The organism is Rhizobium sp. H4 (genome assembly GCF_003013335.1).
GTDB classification, from domain to species: domain Bacteria; phylum Pseudomonadota; class Alphaproteobacteria; order Rhizobiales; family Rhizobiaceae; genus Rhizobium; species Rhizobium sophoriradicis.
In genome coordinates, this window is sequence record NZ_PSOW01000017.1 from 1 (window position 1) to 23,089 (window position 23,089).

At 62.4% G+C, this 23,089-nt stretch carries 17 protein-coding genes; 10 read left to right on the plus strand and 7 right to left on the minus strand.

What is annotated here, in order from left to right; genetic code table 11:
* Positions 1-365: 365 nt before the first annotated feature.
* The 5 genes from C4N04_RS23765 to ubiA all read left to right on the plus strand — a co-directional run bounded on the left by C4N04_RS23765 (position 366) and on the right by ubiA (position 6,969).
* Complete coding sequence (locus C4N04_RS23765; RefSeq protein ID WP_106797163.1) at positions 366-2,675, plus strand: Tex family protein; 2,310 nt, start codon at positions 366-368, stop codon at positions 2,673-2,675.
* 133 nt (positions 2,676-2,808) lie between these two features.
* Entirely contained in the window at positions 2,809-4,068 is a 1,260-nt protein-coding gene (locus tag C4N04_RS23770; RefSeq protein ID WP_106797164.1) for a cyclopropane-fatty-acyl-phospholipid synthase family protein, read from the plus strand.
* A gap of 35 nt (positions 4,069-4,103) precedes the next feature.
* Positions 4,104-4,685: a histidine phosphatase family protein gene (locus C4N04_RS23775; RefSeq protein WP_106797236.1), complete on the plus strand. Its 582-nt coding sequence runs from the start codon at positions 4,104-4,106 to the stop codon at positions 4,683-4,685.
* A 354-nt stretch (positions 4,686-5,039) separates the two neighbouring features.
* On the plus strand, positions 5,040-5,852 hold the full coding sequence (locus C4N04_RS23780) for a MipA/OmpV family protein (protein WP_106797165.1): 813 nt from the start codon (positions 5,040-5,042) through the stop codon (positions 5,850-5,852).
* Between the two features lie 157 nt (positions 5,853-6,009).
* Entirely contained in the window at positions 6,010-6,969 is a 960-nt protein-coding gene (gene ubiA, locus C4N04_RS23785) for a 4-hydroxybenzoate octaprenyltransferase (RefSeq protein WP_038692274.1), read from the plus strand.
* A gap of 81 nt (positions 6,970-7,050) precedes the next feature.
* On the opposite strand, the gene C4N04_RS23790 is transcribed toward ubiA, so the two are convergent.
* Entirely contained in the window at positions 7,051-7,617 is a 567-nt protein-coding gene (locus C4N04_RS23790; RefSeq protein WP_038687219.1) for a DUF6101 family protein, read from the minus strand.
* Positions 7,618-7,917: 300 nt separating this feature from the next.
* On the opposite strand from C4N04_RS23790, the gene C4N04_RS23795 reads away from it, so the two are divergent.
* A complete protein-coding gene (locus tag C4N04_RS23795) occupies positions 7,918-11,241 on the plus strand; it encodes a DUF1217 domain-containing protein (RefSeq protein WP_077991024.1) in 3,324 nt (1,107 codons plus the stop codon).
* A 235-nt stretch (positions 11,242-11,476) separates the two neighbouring features.
* Here the strand turns inward: C4N04_RS23795 and C4N04_RS23800 are convergent, their stop codons facing one another.
* From C4N04_RS23800 to C4N04_RS23810, 3 genes are all read right to left on the minus strand, one after another.
* Positions 11,477-12,913 (minus strand): FAD-binding oxidoreductase, encoded by a 1,437-nt coding sequence (locus C4N04_RS23800; protein ID WP_106797166.1) that lies wholly within the window; start codon positions 12,911-12,913, stop codon positions 11,477-11,479.
* Positions 12,910-13,923, minus strand: coding sequence for an L-threonylcarbamoyladenylate synthase (locus tag C4N04_RS23805; RefSeq protein WP_077991125.1), 1,014 nt, complete (start codon positions 13,921-13,923; stop codon positions 12,910-12,912). The genes C4N04_RS23800 and C4N04_RS23805 overlap by 4 nt, the downstream gene beginning before the upstream one ends.
* 61 nt (positions 13,924-13,984) lie before the next feature.
* Positions 13,985-14,593: a DUF6656 family protein gene (locus C4N04_RS23810; RefSeq protein WP_077991022.1), complete on the minus strand. Its 609-nt coding sequence runs from the start codon at positions 14,591-14,593 to the stop codon at positions 13,985-13,987.
* 409 nt (positions 14,594-15,002) lie between these two features.
* Between C4N04_RS23810 and C4N04_RS23820 the strand changes: the two genes are divergently transcribed.
* Positions 15,003-16,247, plus strand: a complete 1,245-nt coding sequence (locus C4N04_RS23820) for an aromatic ring-hydroxylating dioxygenase subunit alpha (RefSeq protein ID WP_077991123.1) — start codon at positions 15,003-15,005, stop codon at positions 16,245-16,247.
* A 139-nt stretch (positions 16,248-16,386) separates the two neighbouring features.
* Positions 16,387-16,857: a BA14K family protein gene (locus tag C4N04_RS23825; RefSeq protein WP_077991020.1), complete on the plus strand. Its 471-nt coding sequence runs from the start codon at positions 16,387-16,389 to the stop codon at positions 16,855-16,857.
* 693 nt (positions 16,858-17,550) lie between these two features.
* On the opposite strand, the gene C4N04_RS23830 is transcribed toward C4N04_RS23825, so the two are convergent.
* Complete coding sequence (locus tag C4N04_RS23830; RefSeq protein ID WP_038687228.1) at positions 17,551-17,814, minus strand: DUF982 domain-containing protein; 264 nt, start codon at positions 17,812-17,814, stop codon at positions 17,551-17,553.
* Positions 17,815-18,111: 297 nt separating this feature from the next.
* Positions 18,112-19,107 carry a transporter gene (locus tag C4N04_RS23835; RefSeq protein ID WP_106797167.1) on the minus strand — a complete coding sequence of 332 codons (996 nt, stop codon included), beginning with the start codon at positions 19,105-19,107 and terminating at the stop codon, positions 18,112-18,114.
* Between the two features lie 313 nt (positions 19,108-19,420).
* On the opposite strand from C4N04_RS23835, the gene C4N04_RS23840 reads away from it, so the two are divergent.
* On the plus strand, positions 19,421-21,196 hold the full coding sequence (locus tag C4N04_RS23840) for an acyl-CoA dehydrogenase (protein ID WP_077991017.1): 1,776 nt from the start codon (positions 19,421-19,423) through the stop codon (positions 21,194-21,196).
* 29 nt (positions 21,197-21,225) lie between these two features.
* Positions 21,226-21,978, plus strand: a complete 753-nt coding sequence (locus tag C4N04_RS23845; protein WP_077991016.1) for a crotonase/enoyl-CoA hydratase family protein — start codon at positions 21,226-21,228, stop codon at positions 21,976-21,978.
* 35 nt (positions 21,979-22,013) lie between these two features.
* On the opposite strand, the gene C4N04_RS23850 is transcribed toward C4N04_RS23845, so the two are convergent.
* On the minus strand, positions 22,014-23,018 hold the full coding sequence (locus C4N04_RS23850) for an MBL fold metallo-hydrolase (protein ID WP_106797168.1): 1,005 nt from the start codon (positions 23,016-23,018) through the stop codon (positions 22,014-22,016).
* Positions 23,019-23,089: the final 71 nt, after the last annotated feature.

The window sequence follows — 23,089 nt, forward strand, 5'->3', positions numbered from 1 at the left end:
CCTGCCAAATCATCAAATTCAGCCACCATCACCCCGCCACACACCGAAGCGGGGCAAGCACAGATGACGGCAATCGCCTGACCCAAGCTGCAACGCCGGTTATGCAACAGTCCCCAGCGGGGAGAAGGGATATGCCGCACCGCTTTTCCTCCATCGTAAAGCAGCGGCAAGCATAAGCCGCTGCCGCACCTCCCCTTCTACCCATCGGGGAGAAGGTGCCCGGCAGGGCGGATGAGGGGGCCACGCAGCAACACGTCTGCCGATCCCCCAATCACTCAACTTGCGCTGTGGAAACCACAGTCGGGCATTGCCTTGCCGCTTTTCGCCGCTATGGTCCCGCAACTTTCGTCGACACAGGGAATCCCATGGCCGCTGACCTCCGTTTTCTCGCAGCCCGCATTTCGGCCGAAATCAACGCCCGGCCGGATCAGGCCAAGGCCGCCATCGAGCTGCTCGACGAGGGCGCCACCGTGCCCTTCATCGCCCGCTACCGCAAGGAAGTGACCGGCGGGCTCGACGACACGCAGTTGCGCAATCTCGCCGAGCGGCTGGTCTATCTGCGCGAGCTTGAAGCCCGGCGCGCCGCGATCGTCGAATCGATCAACGGCCAGGGCAAGATGACCGACGAGCTGATGGCCAAAGTGGCCGGCGCCGACACCAAGGCCGAGCTCGAGGATCTCTATCTGCCCTATAAGCCGAAGCGCCGCACCCGCGCCGAAATCGCCCGCGAACGCGGCCTCGGCCCGCTTGCCGAAGTGATCCTTGCCGACCGCAGCCGGGAGCCGGCGGCGCTCGCCGAGGGCTTCGTCACCGCTGACGTGCCCGATGTGAAGACGGCGCTCGAAGGGGCGCGCGACATCATCGCCGAAGGCATTGCCGAAAATGCCGATCTGCTCGGCAGGCTGCGCGCCCATATGCGCCAGGCCTCGCTGCTGAAGGCCAAGGTCGCGGACGGCAAGCAGGCGACGGGCGAAAAATTTTCCGACTATTTCGACCATTCCGAACGCTGGGCGACCGCGCCCGGCCACCGCGCGCTCGCCATGCTGCGCGGCTGGAATGAGGAAGTGCTGACACTGACGATCGAAGCCGATGCCGAGACCGCCTCGCCGAACAAGCCGGTCGAACGCATGATCGCTGCCGCCTACGAAATCAGCGCGACCCGTCCCGGCGACCGCTGGCTGATGGAGGTCGCCAGCTGGACCTGGCGCGTCAAGCTTTCCATGTCGCTGTCGCTCGATCTGATGCGGGAGCTGCGCGAGCGGGCAGAAGAGGAGGCGATCCATGTCTTCGCCCGCAATCTCAAAGACCTGCTGCTCGCCGCCCCCGCCGGCTCGCGCGCCACGATGGGTCTCGATCCGGGCATCCGCACCGGCGTCAAGGTTGCCGTCGTCGACGGCACCGGCAAGGTGGTGGCGACCTCGACCGTCTATCCCTTCCAGCCGAGGAACGACGTGCGCGGCGCCCAGGTCGAACTCGCCTCGCTGATCCACAAGCACAATGTCGAACTGATCTCGATCGGCAATGGCACCGGCAGCCGCGAAACGGAAAAGCTGGTGGCCGACATGCTGGCCGAACTGCCGGCGCCGAAGCCGACCAAGGTCATCGTCTCGGAAGCCGGCGCCTCGGTCTATTCCGCCTCGGCGACCGCAGCGGCCGAGTTTCCCGATCTCGACGTGTCGCTGCGCGGCGCCGTCTCCATTGCCCGGCGTCTGCAGGATCCTCTGGCCGAACTCGTCAAGATCGAGCCGAAGTCGATCGGCGTCGGCCAGTATCAGCACGATGTCGACCAGCAGAAGCTGTCGCGTTCGCTCGATGCCGTGGTCGAAGACGCGGTGAACGCCGTCGGCGTCGATCTCAACACCGCCTCGGCGCCGCTGCTCGCCCGCGTTTCCGGCCTCGGGCCCTCGATCGCCGACGCCATCGTCCGCCACCGCGACAGTGAGGGCCGTTTCGAGACGCGAAAGGATCTGCTGAAGGTCGCCCGGCTCGGCGGCCGCACCTTCGAGCAATGCGCCGGTTTCCTGCGCATCCCGAACGGCAAGGAGCCGCTCGATGCCTCCTCGGTGCATCCGGAGGCCTATGGCGTCGCCAAGAAGATCGTCGCCGCCTGCGGCCGTGATCTCAGGGCGCTGATGGGCGACAGCGCCGCGCTGAAAGCGATCGATCCGCGCCAGTTCATCGACGAGAAATTCGGCCTGCCGACGGTGCGCGACATTATCGCCGAACTGGAAAAGCCCGGCCGCGACCCGCGTCCGAGCTTCAAGACCGCCACCTTTGCCGAGGGCGTCAACGAAATTTCCGACCTCAAGCCCGGCATGGTGCTCGAGGGAACGGTGACCAATGTCGCCGCCTTCGGCGCCTTCGTCGATATCGGCGTGCACCAGGATGGCCTCGTGCACGTGTCCCAGCTCGCCGACCGCTTCGTCAAGGATCCCCATGAGGTCGTCAAGGCCGGCGATGTCGTCAAGGTGCGGGTCGTCGAGGTCGACGCCAAGCGCAAGCGCATCGCTCTGTCGATGAAACGAGATGATGGTTCCGCAGCGCCGCCGCCGCGTGGTGATTCTCGCGGAAACCAGGGCTCGCGGCCTCAGAACGAGCGCCGGCCTGCTGCGCCGAAACAGGAGAGCCAGGGTGCCTTCGGCGCCGCACTGGCCGAAGCGATGAAGCGAAAATAAGGGTTTAGCCGGCATATCGGCAAAAATGCAACAATTTGGCAGCGTTCTGAACGGAGTGCTAGATCCGGAGCTTGTAAGGCGAAAGAGATCGCTTAAGTTGATGTGACTATCCTGTCACATCTGCGAGGCGTCCATGGCGTCGGCATTTCTATCGATCGTGCAGCAAATCATCCGCAAGGGTTCGTTAAAGCTTACCCTTGCCAATGGCGAGACCCATGATATCGGCGACGGCACGGGTGAGACCGTTGTCGCCCGCCTTGCCGACCAGGAGGCGGAGGACGCCATCCGGCGCGACCCGACGATGAAGCTCGGCGAAATGTACATGCAGGGCCGGTTCATTCTCGAACAGGGCAACATCTACGATTTCCTGTCGCTGGTGAAACAGAACACCACCAACGAGATCTTCGATTTCAAGATGGCAGCACTGCTCGTCGGCCGCATTGCCTGGCAGCAGTTGAAGAGCCGCCTGCCGGTCAATCGCAACAAGCACAACGTCGCCCATCACTACGACCTGTCGGCCAAGCTCTTCGATCTTTTTCTCGACGAGGACTGGCAATATTCCTGTGCCTATTTCGAACCGCCGGGCATCAGTCTCGACGAGGCGCAGCTCGCCAAGAAACGCCATATCGCCGCCAAGCTCCTGCTTGCGCCGAACCAGCGCATTCTGGAGATCGGCTCCGGCTGGGGCGGCATGGGCATGTATCTGACCGAGGCGACGGAGGGCGCCGAGTTTACCGGCATTACGCTCAGCGAAGAACAGCTCAAGGTCTCCCGTACGCGCGCCGAAAAACGCGGCCTTGCCGACCGCGTGCGTTTCGAGCTGCAGGACTATCGCAGCATGACCGGCCAAAAGTTCGACCGCATCGTCTCGGTCGGCATGTTCGAACATGTCGGCATCGGCAATTACGCCAATTTCTTCCGCAAGGTCTCTGATCTCCTCGATTACAATGGCGTCATGGTGCTGCATTCGATCGGCCGTCCGAAGCCGAGTTTCGGCACCAATGCCTTCATCGAGAAGTATATTTTCCCCGGCGGCTATATCCCGTCGGTCGGCGAAGTCGTGCCGCCGCTCGAAAAGGCCGGGCTGCTGGTCAAGGATATTGAGATCCTGCCGATGCATTATGCCTACACGCTGCGCCATTGGCGCGAGCGTTTCGTGGCGCGCAAGGCCGAAGCGGTGGCGCTTTACGATGAGCAGTTCTTCCGCATGTGGGAATTTTATCTCGCCGGTTCCGAGATGGGCTTCCGCTGGGACGAGCTCTTCATCCTGCAGATCCAGATCGCCAAGAACCAGTTCGCCGTTCCCGACAATCGCAATTACATCGCCGAGAACGAAGCCAGGCTGAAGGAATTCGAGGCGCGGCGCCCGCCGCTGGAAAAGGTGACATTCTGAGCGGTGGCAGCCGGACGCTATGAAAGGACATGCGGATGAGCAGTGCGTTTCCCGAGATCTATCTGGTCCGCCACGGTGAGACCGAGTGGAGCCGGTCGGGGCGTCACACCGGACGCAGCGACATTCCGCTGACTGAGGTGGGCGAGGCCGCCGCGCGCAAGCTTGCCGAGCGGCTCTCGGGCCTATCCTTCGCTGCCGTCTGGTCGAGCCCCTCCGTGCGCGCCCGCAAGACCTGTGCGCTCGCCGGCTTTGGATCGGGCGCGGTGATCCGCGACGATCTCGCCGAATGGGACTACGGCGCCTATGAAGGCATCACCACCAAGGAAATCCTGGCCGGCCGCCCCGGCTGGCAGCTCTTTCGCGATGGCTGCCCGAACGGCGAAACACCCGCCGATGTCGGCGCCCGCGCCGACGCCGTCGTCGAGGCGCTTCGCCAAGTGAGTGCGAACATCCTGATCTTCTCGAGCTCGCATTTCCTGCGCGTGCTCGCCGCCCGCTGGCTCGGCCTGCCGCCTGAAGGCGGTGCAAATTTCGTGCTTGATACTGCTTCTATCAGCGTGCTCGGTTTTGAGCACGATCTGACAGAGCCGGTCATTCGCCGGTGGAACCAGAGATAGACCGGCTGCGGAGCGAGACTGCGGTGAGGTCGGTTCAGGATGACCAAATCGTCGTTGGCGCCGTGCCTGCGGCCCCCTCATCCGACCCTTCGGGCCACCTTCTCCCCGAGGGGAGAAGAGGGAGCGAGCGGCACCGCCGTCACTCCTAGCTAAGGTCCTGGGGAACGAGACGTTGCCGCGATTCCCTTCTCCCCTCGGGGAGAAGATGCCGGCAGGCAGATGAGGGGGCCGCACGGCACAGCTTTCAATAGCAGCCTTTGCTTGCCGTGGTTAACATTGGCGTAACGACCTCACGATAAGTGTAGCCACCGCCGCCCTCCGCGGCTTTGTTTTTGCGTTTTCTGGAGTGTGGACGTGTTTCATCGATCAGTCGTATCGATCTCTTTCCTTATTGCCTTTTCATCCATCGCTCCCGCGGCCGCGCAGGACAGCGGCAAGCATTTCTGGTCGGGCGACTGGTACCTGAACGTCGGCGTCGCCGGCTTTTCCGCCCCGAAATTCGAAGGCGCGTCGCGCAACGAGTTCAAGTTCAGCCCGCTGATCTCGGTGGGCCGCCAGGGCGCCGGCCCGCGCTTTTCCTCGCGCAACGACAATCCCTCCTTCGCCCTGATCGACAAGGGCGCCTTCCGCGCCGGCATCGTCGGCAGGTTCGTGCCGTCGCGCGATGACGGCGATGGCCATGAGCTCAAGGGCTTGAGGAAGGTCAAGTGGGGTGCCGAGGCCGGCGGCTTCGTCGAGGTCTATCCGACCGATTTCCTGCGCGCCCGCGCCGAGGTCCGCCAGGGCATCCGCTCCCATGACGGCGTCGTCGCCGATCTTGCCGTCGATGCCTTTACCGATATTGCACCCGACCTGCAGCTGTCGGGCGGTCCGCGCGCGACATTTGCGACAAGCGGCTATTACGACGCCTATTACGGTGTCAGCGCCAAGCACGCCGCGGCAAGCGGCCTCGATCCCTACAAACCCTCCTCGGGCATTCAATCCTATGGCGCCGGCACGGCGCTGACATGGAAGGCGACGGAAAACCTGTCGGCAAGCTCCTTCCTTGAGTACAAGCGGCTGGCCGGTCCCGCCGCCGACAGCAGCCTGGTGCGCGAGCGCGGCTCGAAGAACCAGCTCCTGATCGGCGTTTCGGCGACCTACAAGTTCAATTTTTCGCTGCAGTGATTGCCGCCGCCCGCGCGTCTCTTCAGGTGCGCGAGCGCTGTAGGATCTTGAATCGCCGCAAAATTAATCCCTGAACTCGAGTCCGATCCAAAAGGCATGCACGTGACAGGCGGCAATGCTTCTTGACCGCATCGCCGGCCGGTCGCTAGATGGCGGCATGCAAGATACTGGCGACTTCAACGACCGCGTTTCCGACGCGCCTTCCGACAACTGGGTCTACCGGATCCTGCCGCCATGGCTCTGGCCCTATGCGCAGCTCGCCCGCTGGGACCGCCCCATCGGCTGGCAGTTGCTGATGTGGCCGTGTTTCTGGTCGGCGACCCTTGCCGCCAATGCGGCGATCGACGAGGGGCTCTATTCCGGCAGCCTGCTGGTCTCCCACCTTATCCTCTATTTCATCGGCGCCGTCGCCATGCGCGGCGCCGGCTGCACCTACAACGATCTGGTCGATCACGAGATCGACATGCAGGTGGCGCGCACCCGTTCGCGCCCGCTGCCTTCCGGCCGCGTCACACGCGCCCACGCGAAAATCTTCATCGGCCTGCAGGCGCTGGTCGGGCTTTTCGTGCTCTTGCAGTTCAACTGGTTCACCGTCTTCCTGGGTCTGCTCTCGCTCGGCATCGTTGCGCTTTATCCCTACGCCAAACGTTTCACCGACTGGCCGCAATTCTACCTCGGCCTTGCCTTTTCCTGGGGCGCGCTGATGGGCTGGGCCGGCATTTTGGGCGAGATTTCCTTCGCCTCCGTCCTGCTTTATGCCGCCTCCGTCGCCTGGACGATCGGTTACGACACGATCTATGCCCATCAGGACAAGGAGGATGACGAGCTGATCGGCGTCCGCTCCACCGCCCGGCTGTTCGGCGATAGGACGAGGGCGTGGCTGATCGGCCTTTACGGGCTGACGCTGGTGCTGATGTTTGTCGCCTTCGCGCTTGCCGGCGCCAATCTCATCGCTTTCTTGGCGCTGCTCGGCGCGGCCGGCATGTTCGCCTGGCAGATCGTCCGGCTCGATATCGAGGATGCCGCCCAATGCCTGGCGCTCTTCAAGTCGAACAACCGCGTCGGCCTGATCATCTTCTTCGGCCTGTTCATCTCGCTGCTCTTCGCCATTCCCTGAATGGAACGGCGAGTGAAACGACAAAACCCGGCGCGGGCGCCGGGTCTTAATGTTTGCGAAAACCAAGCGTCGCGATGCCGCTCAATTGCGGGCGATGATTTCCTTGCCTTCGATCCGCATGGCGACGCCGAGCTGGCCGGTGGTGCGGCGCACCAGGAAGCGCGGACGACGATTGGCGAAGTAGGAATGGCGACGGCGCGGCTTCAGATCGCCGGTGCGCAGGGCGCCGATGTGGTCTTCGAGCGGCCGCGCGACGCCGTCGGCCTCGACCATCAGCATCGGAATGCGGAAGGCCTCGGACCAGCTGCGCCAGTCGGCGGCGATATCGCTGAGATCATGGGCAACCAGCAGCGGAATGCAGAGCTCCGGGTCGGCATGGTGGAGTTCGAGCGTGACGGTCACCTCGCCGTCGCCATGGTCGATGGCGCGGGCGGCGACACCCTTGAAGACACGCTTCGGCAGGGCAATCGAGAGCGGCAGGCCGCTGGAGGGAAGGACTTTGCGCAGGACCGCGCCGCGTTCGTCTATGGTGATGCTGACGTCATCCGAACAATCATGGATGGCGTAGCTGACCTGCTGCGGGAAGCGGGACGGATCGAGACGCAGCGTCGTGCCAGCCCAAGCGGGCTTCAAAACGGGATTGTTCATTTCATTCTACCCTTGTCTTACCTGAGAGCCGGTTTGCGGTCTTCTCCTCGGGACTTTTCGTCCTCTATGGCCGACAATAGGCGGGCGCCCTTCCGTACAGCTTAAAAATTGCGGTTAAGAAAACTTTGCCTCCCCTGATGGTTATCAAAACCGAATCCGGCAGGGTTTCCGGAAGGTGAACGCTGTGCCGTCCCGAAATGACGCAACCCAGAGGTAAGTCTCGGGTAAGTTTTGCGTGGCAAAATGGGCTTACCGGCAGTTCGTCGTTCTTTTAGAGATTTTGCCAAAAGGGCGCTTTTGATGATTACGGCTTCCCTCGCTTATTCGATCCTGTCGAAGGATATGACGTCGAGCCTCAACAAGGTCGCGTCGCAGGCGACGGTCAAGAAGGATGCGCAGTACTACGCCGACCATATCAACAAGGTCACCTCGGTCGACGACTTTCTCGGCGATTACAAGCTCTACAGCTATGCGATGAAGGCCTATGGTCTCGAGGATATGACTTACGCCAAGGCGTTCATGAAGAAGGTGTTGGAGAGCGATCTGACCGATCCCAACAGCTACGCCAACAAGCTCTCCGATGCGCGCTACCGCGAATTCGCCGCCGCCTTCAATTTCAACGCACCCGAGAAGGACGTGCAGACGGACGCCCAGGAGGACGAGCTCATCGGCCTCTACAAGCAGTCCTTTGTTGATGCCGACAAGGCGTCGGCCGCCGAGAGCACCTATTACAGCAACAATATCGACAGCGTGCAGACCGTCGACGATCTGGTCAACAACACAAGGCTGCGCACCTATGTGCTGAAGACCTTCAAAATCGATCCGACCTATGCGTCGAAGGATTTTCTGCGCCAGGTGCTGACGAGCGATCTCAGCGACCCCGCAAGCGTCGTCAATACGCAAGGCGGCGACAAGTACAAGGCGCTTGCCGCCCAGTTCAGCTTCAATGCCGACGGCACCGTCACCGGCACCGCCCAGACCGCGGCGCAGAAGGCCTCCGTCATCGAGACCTACACACTGAATTCCCAGTCCGTCATCATCGACAATTCGGTCGGTTCGGACGTTGTCTATGTCAGCAAGACGGCGGCCGAATACAACAAGGCCTATTATACCGCCAAGATCGGCACGATCACCAATGTCGACGATCTGGTCGCCGACAGCCGCCTGACCTCGTACATCAAGACCGCCTACAGCATGGGCGCCGATTTCACCGCTGCGGCACTGCGCACGGTCCTGACCGATCCCGGATATGCCCAGCTGATGGGCTTTACCAACGTCTACAACGCCTTCAACTTCAAGGCGGATGGTTCGACCTCGAACACGGCACGTGTGCGGACGATCGAGCAGGCGAACAAGCTGTCGTCGGCGGCGTCGCAGACCGCCAACTACTATAAGGTGACCTCGCAATCGAGCGGCATCACCAATGTCGACGACCTGCTCGCCGACGCAAACATGGCGCGCTACATCAAGGATGCCTATGGTCTCGGCACCGATTTCAGCAATGCCGATCTGAAGAACATCCTGACCGACCCGGCCTATGCCGCCGCGCAGGGCCATGCCGATATCAATGCCGATTTCAACTTCCAGGCGGATGGCTCGATCAACGGTTCGGTGATCCAGACAGAGACGCAGCGGAAATCGACGACCGACAAGTCGGCGGCGAATGCCGCCCACTTCAACGCCATGATCGACAATGTCACCAATGTCGACGACCTCATGTCCGATCCCGTTGCGGTCAGCTATCTCAGAACAAGCATGCAGATCGCCGACAGTGTTTCCGATGCGACGCTGAGGACTTTCCTCGTCGATCCGGCGGCGGCCAGCGCCCAGGGCTATAGCGACGTTCACGATCTCTTCAATTTCAAGACGGACGGGTCTGTCGCCACCCTTTATGCCTCGCAGACCGCCACCCAAAGCGCCAACACGACAAGCAAGGCCGACAATGCGGCCGTCTATTACCAGTCGACCATCGCCGGAATCTCGAACGTCGATCAGTTGCTGGCGGACCAGAAGCTCAACAACTTCGTGCGCAATGCCTACGGCATCCCGTCTACCGTCACGGACGTCGATCTTCGCAACATCCTGACCGATCAGAGCGGCACCGGCACCTATGCCGACGTTGCCGCCGCCTTCAACTTCAAGGCCGACGGATCGCTCGAGGATGGCTTGGCTGCGCAGACGTCCAGCCAGATCACCAACACGAAAATTGCCGCCGGAGCGCGCACCGACGATTATTCTTCCCGGATGGCGACGATCGCCAATGTCGACGAGCTCATCGCCGATCCCGCCATCACCAATTTCCTGAAGAGCACCTACAATCTGCCGTTCAACATCTCGGACGCCGACCTGAAGAGCATCCTGACCGATGCGACGGCTGCCGCAGCCGCCGGCCATGCCGACCTCAACGCCGATTTCAATTTCGCCGCCGATGGATCGCTGCCGGCCGTCAGCTCGGTGCAGACGGCCGATCAGGCGCAGACCACCAATGACAACTATATGGCGCGCTATGACGACGAGCGCGACGAGGCGATCGAGGAGGTCGCCGACAACTACTCGAGCATGATGGCCGACAGCACGAGCCTGCTCGATACTGCCGAGATCAAGAGCGTCAACGACTTCCTGCGCACCAATGCCGCGGCCGATTTCAAGAAGAGCAACGACAATCTGCCGGACCCCTATCATGTGGCGCTGCAGGCCTTCGGCCTGACCGACCAGGACGTGCCGCGCTCGATGATGCGCAAGATTCTGACGAGCGATGCTTATGACCCGGATGGCTATATCGCCTCACTGAAGGACGAACGCATCACCAATCTCGCCCGCGCCTTCAATTTTGGACCGGACGGCAAGGCGGCGTCACCCTTCCAGGCGCTTCCCGACGCGACCCTGGCCAAATACGCCACCGACTACAAGGCGCATATGACCATGCTGCTGAAGGCCGGCCCGGTAAAGGACAAGGCGTCGAAGGACGCGACCGCCGAAGTCGATTATTTTGCCAAGGGCATGGCCAAGGTGAAGTCGCTCGACGATTTCCTCGACGACAGCCGCCTGACCGATCTGGTGCTGAAGGCGAACAACCTCGACCCGAAGGATTACGACAAGGCGACGCTGAAGAAGATCTTCACCTCCGACCCCGACGACAAGAAGAGCTACCTGAACAGCAAAGCCGATGCGCGCTTCCAGGACATCGTCGCCGCCTTCAACTTCGACAAGGACGGCAATCTGACCCGCGCCAAGATCGGCACGATCCAGAACAAGGCGGCCGAGGAGAACACCCAGGAGCTCTATGTCAGGCAGACGCTGGAAGCCCAGCAAGGCGAAACCAACGACGGTGTGCGCCTGGCGCTCTATTTCAGCCGCAAGGCCCCGAGCATCACTTCGATCTATTCAATCCTCGGCGACAAGGCGCTCTATCAGGTGATCACGACGGCCTACAGCCTGCCGGCTCAGATATCGAGCATGGACGTCACCAAGCAGGCCGATCTGATCAACCGCTTCGTCAAGCTCGAGGATCTCCAGGATCCGAAGAAGGTCGACAAGCTGCTGCGCCGCTTCACCGCGATGTACGATGTTCAGAACAGCGCCCAGCAATCGCCGGCGCTGCAGATCCTGACCGGCGGCGGTTGATAGCGGTCGTCTAAAGGTGATTTCAGTAAATCGCGTTGCGGGTTCCCGACGCTTCGTTATTGATGGCTGCCCCTCACCCTAACCCTCTCCCCGCTCGCGGGGCGAGGGGACGTGCGCTGCGACAGCGTCGCGAGGACCGGAGAGGTCGCGGCTCGGTCCCTTCGCCCCGTTTACGGGGAGAAGGTGGCGGCAGCCGGATGAGGGGCGGGCTCGCCGGCGCCCCCGACCGCCACCTTTAAACGTCGAGGCTGACGACCTTCCCCGGATTCATGACACCAGCCGGATCGAAAGCGCGTTTGATGCGGCGCATCAGCTCGATTTCGATCGCCGGGCGGATCGCCGCCAGTTCGTCGCGCTTCAGTTGGCCGATGCCGTGTTCGGCCGAGATCGAGCCGCCATGGGCGAGCACCAGCCCGTGCACGATGTGGTTCATTTCGCGCCAGCGGGCGATGAAGGCGGCTTTGTCGGCGCCGATCGGCTGGGAAATATTGTAATGGATATTGCCATCGCCCATATGGCCGAAGGCGCAGATGCGGGCTCCGGGCATGGCCGCAATGACCGCCTCTTCGGCCTCGGCGATGAAATGCGGGATCCTCGACACCGGCACGGACACGTCGTGCTTGATCGATCCGCCTTCCGGCTTCTGAGCATCCGACATGCTCTCGCGCATGTGCCAGATGGCTTTCTGCTGGGCGACGGATGAGGCGATCGCCGCATCGAGCACCAGACCGGCCTCAAAACCCTGTTCGAGCACGCCGTTCATCATCCGCTCCGCCGTCTCGGCCGAATCCGACGTCGAAATATCGATCAGCACGTACCAGGGATAGGCCGCTTCCAGCGGATCGCGCACCCCGTCGATATGGCGCGTGGTGATCTCGACCCCGAAACGCGGCATCAGCTCGAAGCCGGTGAGCGAGGTGCCGCAGAGACTGGCGGCAAGGTTGAAGAGACCGAGCGCGTCTTCGACCGAATTAAGGCCGGCGAATGCCACCTGATGGCCGAGCGGCTGGGGAAACAGCTTCAGCACCGCCCCGGTGATGATGCCGAGCGTGCCCTCGGCGCCGATGAAGAGATCACGGAGGTCGTAGCCGGTATTGTCCTTCTTCAGCCGACGCAGGCCATCCCAGATCTCGCCGGTCGGCAGCACCACTTCGAGGCCGAGACAGAGCTGGCGCATATTGCCGTAAGCAAGCACCGCCGTGCCGCCGGCATTGGTGGAGAGATTGCCGCCGATGCGGCAGGAGCCTTCCGAGCCGAGCGACAGCGGAAACAGCCGCCCATGCGCCTCGGCCGCCTTCTGCACATCGGCCAGAATGGCGCCGCCGTCGGCGACCAGCACGTTGGCTACCGGATCGACGTCGCGAATCCTGTTCATGCGCTCCAGCGACAGGATGATATCGGACTGGCCCGCGCGCGGCGTCTGGCCGCCGACGAGGCCGGTATTGCCGGTCTGCGGCACGATTGCGGTTCCGGTCTCGGTGGCGAGTTTCATGATTACAGAGACCTCCTCGACCGAGCCGGGCTTTAAGAGGAGAGGGGAGGAGCCGTGATAGAGCCCGCGGTTTTCGATGAGATGCGGCGCCAGGTCGGCCTCGCCACGCAGCGCGTATTTGTCGCCGACGATGGCGGCGAAGCGGTCGAGAAGATCGGTTGAAATGCCGGGGTTGCTCATCGGGTCGATCCTCTGTCGCTTCTATCAGCTTTGTCAGTCGCGCGGGGAGCGGCAGCCCTTTGCAGGCGGTCGTTGATCGCTTCGCCCAGGCCGTCGTCGGGAATGGGCGAAAAGGCGATGCTCGAAACGCCGCTGGCATCGGCCCGCTTCATGTAGTCGAAAAGGTTGGCCGCCGCTTCCGCAAGGTCGCCGCGCGGGCTGAGGTCGAGAACGATGCGTGCGTCGCGCGCGCCCGCGACCGCCGCACCGCCGAAGGCGATCAGCGCCTCGCCGGGTTCCACGGCGCTCGCATTGAGACGCACGCTGGCGCCCGGCGCATAATGCGAGGCGAGCATGCCCGGCGCCTCGATGGCCGCCGATGCCTTTTTGGCGCGCAGCAGCGGCCTGCCGGCGACATGCTCGATCTCGCGCGCCGCAAGGCCGCCGGGCCGAAGCAGCCTAACCCGGTCGCCTTCCACCTTGACGATCGTCGATTCGACGCCGACCGTGCTCGGGCCCGCATCGAGGATCAACGGAATCTTCGCGCCGAGATCGGCCTCGACATGGGCGGCACTCGTCGCGCTGATGGCGCCCGAGGTATTGGCGCTCGGGGCTGCGAGCGGCCGCCCGAAAGCGCCGATCAGGGCGCCGGCGAAACCCTTCGGCACGCGCACGCCGACGCTGTCGAGACCGGCAGTCGCCAGCGAATGGATCGGGCTTTCGGCCTTGAGCGGCAGCACGAGCGTCAGCGGACCGGGCCAGAAGGCTTCGGCGAGCGCCCGCGACAGCGGATCGAACTCGGCATGATGTTCGGCCATGGCAAGGTCGGCCATGTGACAGATCAGCGGATTGAAGCGCGGCCGGCCCTTCGTCTCGTAGATGCGGGTGATGGCGGCGGGGTTGGTGGCGTCGGCGGCAAGGCCGTAGACGGTCTCCGTCGGCATGGCGATGGCGAAGCCGTCGGCAAGAGCCGCTGAGGCCGCTTCGAGCGCCGCCTGCCTGTCTGCCTTGATGTCGATGATGCGTGCCATGTGCTGCCCGGATTGATCCCGGCAGGTCATTAGGCTTTCCGCCGCCGCCGATCAATCGCTGTTATAGCTGCCGGATGATTTCGCGCAGCTGTTCGTTGCGGGCGCCGAGCAACAGGACGTTGCGGATCGCCGCCTGTGGGTCGTGGGTGCGGAAGAGCAACCCATTGCCGCGCACCGACCGGTCGATGGTCATCTTTTCCGAGGAATCCTCGCCCGGCTTCATCGCGACGGCGAAATACATGCGGGAATAGCCGACGTCGATCCGCTGGAAGAAATTGTCGTTGTCGCCGATGTCGGAGTAGAAGTTGGCGATATAGAAGGCCCAGCTGACGTCTTCATAATGGGCAAACTTCGTGCGCGCGGCGGTGACATGGCAATAGCCGAGATGTGGGCTGTCCTCCAGCGTCCGGTGGAAGACCATCTTCGGAAACTGGATCGAGTGGTGAAAGCCGTTGATGTGCTGATGCGTTTTTTCGCCGGCCACCTGCAGCTTGCGGCCGGTCTTTGCCGCGACCTCGTCATGGGTAAGGTAGCGCTTTTCCTCCGCCAGCCAGTGCCGCCGTTCGCGAGGGATGCGGCCGGTGCGCAGGAATTCGGAATGGGCGGCAATCGGCTGCCGCTCCCGCAATCTGCTGGTGTCCTTCGCATCGAAATAGCGGAGTCTGGCCATGGTTCGCGTTCTTCGGTCGGTCTGATTCATCGCAAGGATAGGGTCCTATGCTTAAGGCGGTGTTAACGCGGTTCCGGCTGCGCCACGGCTGCCGGCAGATGCAAGAGGATGTCGCAAATGCGACGGTGATCGGCATCCGGCAGCCGAGCTCTTTGCAAAACGGGGCTTTACGCCATGTCGCAATTGACGATAATTGCCTGGAGAGTCGGCGATGCGATTGATCGGGGCGGGCCGCCACAGCCTTGCCGCATCCTGTCGTCAATTTCGAAGCCGATGTCGCATTACAACCAAGCAGCGGCCGGGCTCGGTGATTAAATGACGCCATGAACAATTCTCCAAAAGGAGAAGGAAGCGGGCGCGCTTCCGCGGTTTTTCCGCTGAACGGTACCGGATGCACGAGGATATGAAGATGGATATTCGCAGCAACGTTTTGCGTCAGCTCAAGAACCGCCGTGAGGGCTTCAGCCTCGAGCAGCCGTTCTATATCGACGAGGATTATTTCCAGCTCGACATGGAGATGATCTATTATCGCGACTGGCTGTTCATGGGCCATGATTGCGAGCTGCCGAAGCCGGGAGCCTATTTCACCGTCCAGATCGGCCGCTATCCCGTCGTCATCGTGCGCGGTCGCGACAATGTCATCCGAGCCTTCCACAATAGCTGTCGCCATCGCGGCTCGCGCGTCTGCACCAAGGAGCATGGCTCCTCCGTGCGTCTCGTCTGCCCCTATCATCAGTGGACCTATGATCTCGACGGCAAGCTCGCCTTCGCCCGCCACATGGGCGATGATTTCGACAAGACCGGCTTCAACCTGAAGCCCGTCCATTGTGAAAGCGTGGCCGGCTATATCTTCATCTGCCTTGCCGACACCGCCCCGGATTTCCAGACCGTGCGCGACAAGATCGAGCCCTACATGGCGCCGCATCGCATCGGCGAGACCAAGGTCGCCTTCCAGAGCACGATCATCGAGAAGGGCAACTGGAAGCTCGTCTGGGAAAACAACCGCGAATGCTATCACTGCGCCGCCAATCACCCGGAACTCTGCCGCACCTATCCGGAAGCGCCGAGCGTTACCGGCACCGATGGCGGCGCCGACGACCCGGAGATCGCCGGCCATTGGTCGCGCTGCGAGGCCGCCGGCCTGCCGAGCAAGTTCCAGATTTCACCGGACGGTCAGTTCCGCACCGCCCGCATGCCATTGATCGAGGATGCCGAGAGCTACACGATGTCCGGCAAGCCGGCCGTCAAGCGCCGGATCGCCGACGATATCTCGATCAGCCATATCGGCACCATGCTGCTCTTCCACTATCCGACGACCTGGAACCACTTGCTCGGCGACCATGCCATCTCCTTCCGCGTGCTGCCGCTCAGCGCCAATGAGACGGCGGTGACGACCAAGTGGCTCGTCCATAAGGACGCGGTCGAAGGCGTGGATTACAATCTCGAGGAACTGACGCATGTCTGGACCGAGACCAACGATCAGGATCGCCGCATCGTCGAAGAGAATGCCTTCGGCATCCACTCGCCCGCCTACGAGCCCGGCCCCTATTCTTCCCTGCACGAGGGCGGCGTCATGCAGTTCCTCGAATGGTATTCGAACTTCATGGTGAACCGCCTGCAGGGCGACCAGGCGAAGATCTCCGCCGTCGCCTGATGTATGTCGCCTGCAATTAAGGCCGGTTCAGGTCCGCCGATCGAAAACAAAAGCAGCCGGTCCTCGGCTGCTTTCGGAACCATTCAGCCACGAACGCGTTGCGTGGCAGGCGGTGATCGCCGTTGAATGGGAGAGAAGAATGATCGGGCTGAAAAGCAAAATCGCGACTGCAATTCTCACTGCCGCCGTCGTGCTGACGGGCTTTGCCCCGTCGCAGGCAATCCAGATGCCCACCACCCCGAAGGTGGAGAAATCCTCCGCCGTCGAGGAGGTCCAATACCGCCGCTACTATCGCCGCGACTATTACCGGCCCGGCTATCGCCCCGGCGCCTATTACCGCCCCGGCTATTACGGCGGCTATCGCGGCTATAGTTACTATCGTCCGGGTTATCGCCGTTATAATGGCTACTGGTACCCGCTCGCCGCCTTCGGCGCCGGCGCGGTCATCGGTGGCGCCATTGCGGCGCAGCCGCGCTACGTCGCGCCGGCACCCCGGATGGGCTCAAGCCACGTCGCCTGGTGCGCCAACCGCTACCGCTCCTATCGCGCCTACGACAACACCTTCCAGCCCTATAACGGCCCGCGCCAGCAGTGCTATTCACCGTATTGAGGTGAGGCAAGGGAAGCGCAGGGCTGCGCAATACGAGCGCCGACGGCGAGTTTGGCCGGAACGCTACCCCACTCTCCGTCATCCTCGGCCTTGAGCCGAGGATCCATGCCGCTGCTGATGGAGGCCAAGGTGGATCCTCGGGTCAAGCCCACTGCTGTCCGGTTTAGCAAAAACGGTTGCAGAGGATTCCGAGACTCGCAGTAGATGTGCCGCTTTACTGTTTTGACTCGTTATTTTCGCGACAAGACGAATGATGGCGAGACTTGGCATCCGCGTCAGAGAAAGTTCCGAGGCGGAAATTGTGCAAAAAATTCGATTTCAGCCTGCATCACGTACTATAAAATCGATACCTATTTCCCAATAACGGATTGTTTTATAAGCATTTAAAAAGGGAAAATTTAAACCGGACAGCAGTGGGTCAAGCCCGAGGTTGACGGAGCGTGGGGGAAGCTTTGCGCCTAGTTACAGATATGCAGGTTAGGAGCGCCTGTGGCGGGAGACACGATCGCGCGGCGACTGTGTCGGCCGCTTCCGTCAATCGGCTTCGTTAGAGCATCACTATCCGCAAGGTCTACCAAGCCAAATTCCCCACGCCGGACGGTACCAGCAGCCGCTGGACCTGCGCGTGCAGCGGAACGAGAGGGCGGCGGCATGCAAGAGGCCGCGACTCCGTTTCATCGTCGGCTGCGAAGCTCAGTGAACGACAGTGATAACCGAAATGCCCGCTTCGTCGGCGGCACGGATGAGCGCTGCTCGTGCGGCCTGAGCCGGAATCTCCCCGTGTATTGCGTCCCGACAAGCAATGATTGCCGTGAGGTATTCTTCTCCATCGTCGATTGGCCAGCCAACGGTCAGCATCTCGGCGGCCTGCACGAGAGTTGCAACAAGCTTGTATTTTTCCGGCCCACTCAAAACGAGCATCAGAGGGGCAAACTCTCCGGATGTGCACCATTTCATGACATTAGGTCTCCCCACGGTAAATATATTAGTAACCGTGCAAGAACCATTCCGGGCGAGGTGGCGGTGTGCGCAGCGTCGCGCAATTGCGGTGTGCCGAAGGTGAGTTTGGCCGGAACGTCACCCCATCCTCCGTCATCCTCGGCCTTGAGCCGAGGATCCATTGACCTCCACCGCAGCGGGCATGGATCCTCGGGTCAAGCCAGGTCAAGTCCGAGGATGACGGAGAATGGGGTGAGCCCTGTGATAGATGCCGCAATGTATGGAGAGAAAGGTCGGCAGCGCCCACCCACACATTCAAAGAATATTCACCCGCCTCAGCAGCCACCAGGCAAGCGCGACGGAGCCGACTATGAGGATGACGGCGTATTCCGTGCCGTAATCGCCGACGGAGAAGGGCAGGTTGGCGGTGTTCATGCCGAAAAAGCCGGTCACCAGCGTCGGCGGCAGCAGGAAGGCCGTCATGATCGACAGCAGGTAGAGGTGGCGGTTGGTTTCGGAGGATTGTTTCGAATCGATTTCTTCGTGCAGCAGGCGCGCCCGGTCCTGCAGCGCGTAGATATCGTGGTCGACCGTTTCCAGCCGGCTCGTCAGCCGCCGCGCCACGTCGTCGAAGCCGAAGGGCATCTCGTCGTCGTCGGCCGCCGCCGCCCGGCGCATCAGCGCCAGCACCGTGCGCAGGTGCCGGTGCAGCCTGACCACGGTTCGCCGCACCGGCGCCAGCCGCCGGCGCTCGTCGCGCGGGGCGTTGTCGTAGACGATATCCTCGATCTGGTTCAGTTCTTCGGTGAGTTCGATAACGATGGCGATCAGCGTGCGCTGAAATTCGATCACCAGCAGTTCGAAGAGATCGACCGGCAGCGCAATTTTGCCCGGGTTCTTCTCGATCAGCGCGCGCGCGCGCTCGACGCTGCGCAGCGGCTGCAGCCGGGTGGTGATGATGAAGCGGTCCGACATGGCGAAATGCAGCCAGCCGAGATTGTTGGTGTCCTGGGCGAAATCACGCTGGCAGTCGACGAGCGTGCCGTAGAGCATCTGCTCGTCGACGGTCAGCGCCGCATGCGTGTCATGCGTCGTCAGCGCCGATTTGGCGTCCTCGGTCAGCCCGTCGAGCGTCTCGAGCAAGGCCGGCACCCGGGCGTCCACGAGGTTGAGATGCAGCCAGTAGAAACAGTTGTCGGCGGTCAGATCCGCCACCGTCGCGCTGTTGTTCAGCCGTACCGCCGTCTTGTCATCCGGCGAGAAACGATAGGCCCAGACGAAACCGGGTATGTTGACGGGCAATGTATCCATTGTTCGCCGGTCCTTTGCGAAGGCGATGTCATTCTAAAGCGCGTCGCATGAAATTTGATTCATGCGACGCGCTTTAGCCCATTGTTTTGATGCATGTCGTTGTCCCGGAACCGCTGCACACTTCCGGGCGACATGTATTAGAAATTCTCCATGACGTCCATTTGTGCAACTGTGCAAGAGCAAACCGCCATGTCGGGTAAACTATCGCACGGCGGCCTGGGAAATCGAAATTGACGTTTACGTAAAAATCAATTAGCCCTTGCCTCGGAGGGGCTTTGCGCGAGGTGCAGGCCGGTCCCATGGAGGAGAAAGCATGTATAAGGCGCCCGTCGAGGAAATCGCGTTCACGTTAAAGCATGTAGCGGGCATGGGCGAGGCGCTGTCGAACGGTCTTTTCGGCGATCTCGGCGAAGATTTGGTCGACGCCATCCTCTCCGAGGCGGGACGTTTTGCCACAGAGGAGGTGGCGCCGCTCGCCGAGATCGGCGACCGCCAGGGTGCCCGCCTCGTCGACGGCGAAGTCCGGCTGCCGGATGGCTGGCGCGAGCTCTACCGCAATTGGATTGCCGGCGGCTGGAACGGCCTGACGGCGCCGGAAGCCTTCGGCGGCCAGGCACTGCCTGATATGCTGAATGTCGCGGCGCTGGAAATGTGGAATTCTGGCTCCATGGCCTTTGCGCTCGCCCCGACGCTGACGATGGGCGCCATCGAGGCGGTCAGCGCCCATGGCAGCGCTGCACTGAAAGACAAATATCTGGCAAAGATGGTGTCCGGCGAATGGACCGGCACGATGAACCTGACGGAGCCGCACGCCGGCTCCGATCTCGGCGTGCTGAAAGCCCGCGCCGAGCGGCGCGACGACGGCAGCTATCGCATCTTTGGCCAGAAGATCTTCATCACATGGGGCGAGCACGACGCGGCCGACAATATCATCCACCTGGTGCTGGCCCGGCTGCCGGATGCGCCAGCCGGGACACGCGGCATCTCGCTCTTTCTCGTGCCGAAATTCCTGGTGAACGACGACGGTTCGCTCGGGCCCCGCAACGATCTCTTCTGCCACTCGCTGGAACACAAGCTCGGCATCCACGGTTCGCCGACCTGCACGATGATCTATGGCGACGGCCGGTTCGGCGGCGAAAAGGGTGCCATCGGCTGGCTCATCGGCGAGGAGAACAAGGGGCTCGCCTGCATGTTCACGATGATGAACAATGCGCGTCTCGCCGTCGGCATGCAGGGCGTGGCGATCTCGGAGGCGGCCACCCAGAAGGCGCTCGCCTATGCCAGGGAGCGCACGCAGGGCAGGGCGCCAGATTCGACCGGCGCCGGCATGAGCCCGATCGTCGAACATCCCGACGTCGCCCGTATGCTGCTCACGATGAAGGCGCTGACCCAAGGTTCGCGCACCATCTCCTATGCCTGCGCCCATGCGCTCGACATGTCGCGCCGGGCAGGCGATAACCGCCACTGGCAGGAGCGCGCCGCGCTTCTGACGCCGATCGCCAAGTCGTTTTCAACCGATGCCGGCGTCGAGGTCGCCTCGCTCGGCATCCAGGTGCATGGCGGCATGGGCTTCATCGAGGAGACGGGTGCCGCGCGTTATCTCCGTGATGCCCGCATTGCGCCGATCTACGAGGGCACCAATGGCATCCAGGCGATCGACCTCGTCACCCGCAAGCTGCCGCTCTCCGGCGGCGATCAGGTCACGGGGTTCATCGCTGAATTGAAGGCGATCGCCGAGGCTGTCGGCCGTTCCAATCTCGATGGTTTCGGCGAGACTGCCGCGAGACTCGCCGTCGCCATCGCGGATCTCGACGCGGCGACCGCCTGGCTGCTGAAGGCGCTTGCCGACGGGAGGGCTGCCGAGGCGCTTGCCGGCGCCAGCCCCTATCAGCGCCTGTTCGGCCTTGTGCTCACCGGCTGTTACCTCGCCAAGGGTGCTCTGGCCGAAAGCGGTGACGGCAAAGGCGAGAGCCGTATCGCGCTCTGCCGCTTTGCCGCCGAAAACCTGCTGGCCGAGACCGCGGCCTTGCGCGACCGGGTCGTCAACGGCGCGGCGAGCCTCGCCGCCGCCCGCATCCTGCTTGCCTGACCAGGCCCCATGAGTTCTGAGGAGATCCTATGACCGACCACATCATCGTCGAGCAGCCTTCCGCCCATCCCGGCGTTCAGCTGATCCGCTTCAACCGGCCGGAAAAGAAGAACGCCTTCACACGCGCGATGTATCGCACCATGGCCGATGCGCTAACCGCCGCCAACGCGGACGCGAATATCAAAGTGACGGTCTTTCTCGGCACCGAAGGCAGCTTCTCGGCCGGCAACGACATCGGCGATTTTCTTGCCACTGCCATGGGCGGCAGCATGGGAGACGAGCTGATCGATTTCCTCTACGCGCTCGCCAGATCCGAAAAGCCGCTGGTGTCAGGGGTCGACGGTCTGGCGATCGGCATCGGCACCACCCTCAACCTGCATTGCGACCTGACGATCGCCTCCGACCGCAGCCAGTTCCGCACGCCCTTCGTCGATCTGGCGCTGGTGCCGGAAGCGGCTTCCAGCCTGATTGCGCCGCGCATCATGGGTCACCAGCGCGCCTTTGCCATGCTGGCCGCCGGCGAGGCCTTCAGCGCCGAAGAAGCCCGCGAGGCCGGCCTCATCTGGAAGGTGACGACGCCGGTCGAGGTGGAGAATGCCGCCCTTGCCGCGGCCACGAAACTCGCCGCCAAGCCGCCGGAAGCCTTGAAGATCGCCCGCGATCTCATTTGCGGCTCCAGGGAAGAGGTCATCGCTCGCATCGATGTCGAGGCCCGCCATTTCGCCACGCGGCTGAAAAGCGCCGAAGCCCGCGCGGCCTTCGAAGCCTTCATGCGTCGCTGAACGCTGCCGAAAACCTATGGAATGCCGACCTCCGATCAGGCCGGCGGCACATCGAATACCTCGCCGGCCCTGAGCGGCCGGAATCGGTGCGCGGGGATAGCGTGCTCTCTCATCGCCTCTTGCAGCGCTCTTACCGGCGCGTCGACCGCTTCATTCGTCAGTTGGAACGTTGCGAAGTGATGCCCCGCCACATAGGCCGCATTTGCGAGCTTCATCCCGATCACCGCTTCCTCAGGATTCTGGTGCTGCCCTTTCATGAACCATCGCGGCTCATAGGCGCCGAAGGGTAGAATCGCCAGGCGAAAACCGCCGTGCTTCCGCTGTGCCGCCTTGTAATTGATGCCGCGGTGAAAGCCCGTATCGCCGACGTGATAGATCTTGCCGGCGGGTGTCGACAAGACGAACGCGGCCCAGAGCGCCATCCGGCGATCGGCGCCGCCTCGGGCGGACCAATGATGGGCAGGCTCCGCATCGATGCTTATTCCGGCGTGAGAGATGCGCTCGCCCCAATCCATCGATGTCGTCTGCAGATCGGGCACGGCGCGGCGGATGATCGTGTCGTTGCCGAGCGGCGTCACGACACGCGGCCGATGCCTAGCATGCAAGCGTTTGAGCGTCGCAATATCGAGATGATCATAATGATTGTGCGATACCAGCACGAGATCGATCGGCGGCAAATCATCGAACGCGATGCCCGGTTCGACGACGCGTCTGGGTCCGGCAAAGGTGAAGGGGCTGACGCGCTCCGACCACACCGGATCGGTGAGAATATTGAGCCCGGCGACCTGCACCAGCATTGTTGCATGTCCAACCATGGTCACCCGCAGATCCTCGCCGTCGACACGGGGATCCGGCTTGGCGGCCGCAAATGGACTTGGGACCGACCGCGGCCAGCGCTCACGGCCGCCGCCGAATTGCCACCGCAAGAGCTCGCGGAAACCAAGCGGCTCGATGCCTTCGGGATTGAAGAAGTACGTGCCGTCGAAGTGATCGGACACCGGGCCCGCATAGTAAGGGTTGCGTCTTTTGGTCTTGCGCATTCGGAATCGGTTTCCTTGGCCGAGGATAGGATGACTTTAAGCCTGTCGGCTTGAAATCTGAATCCTATCCT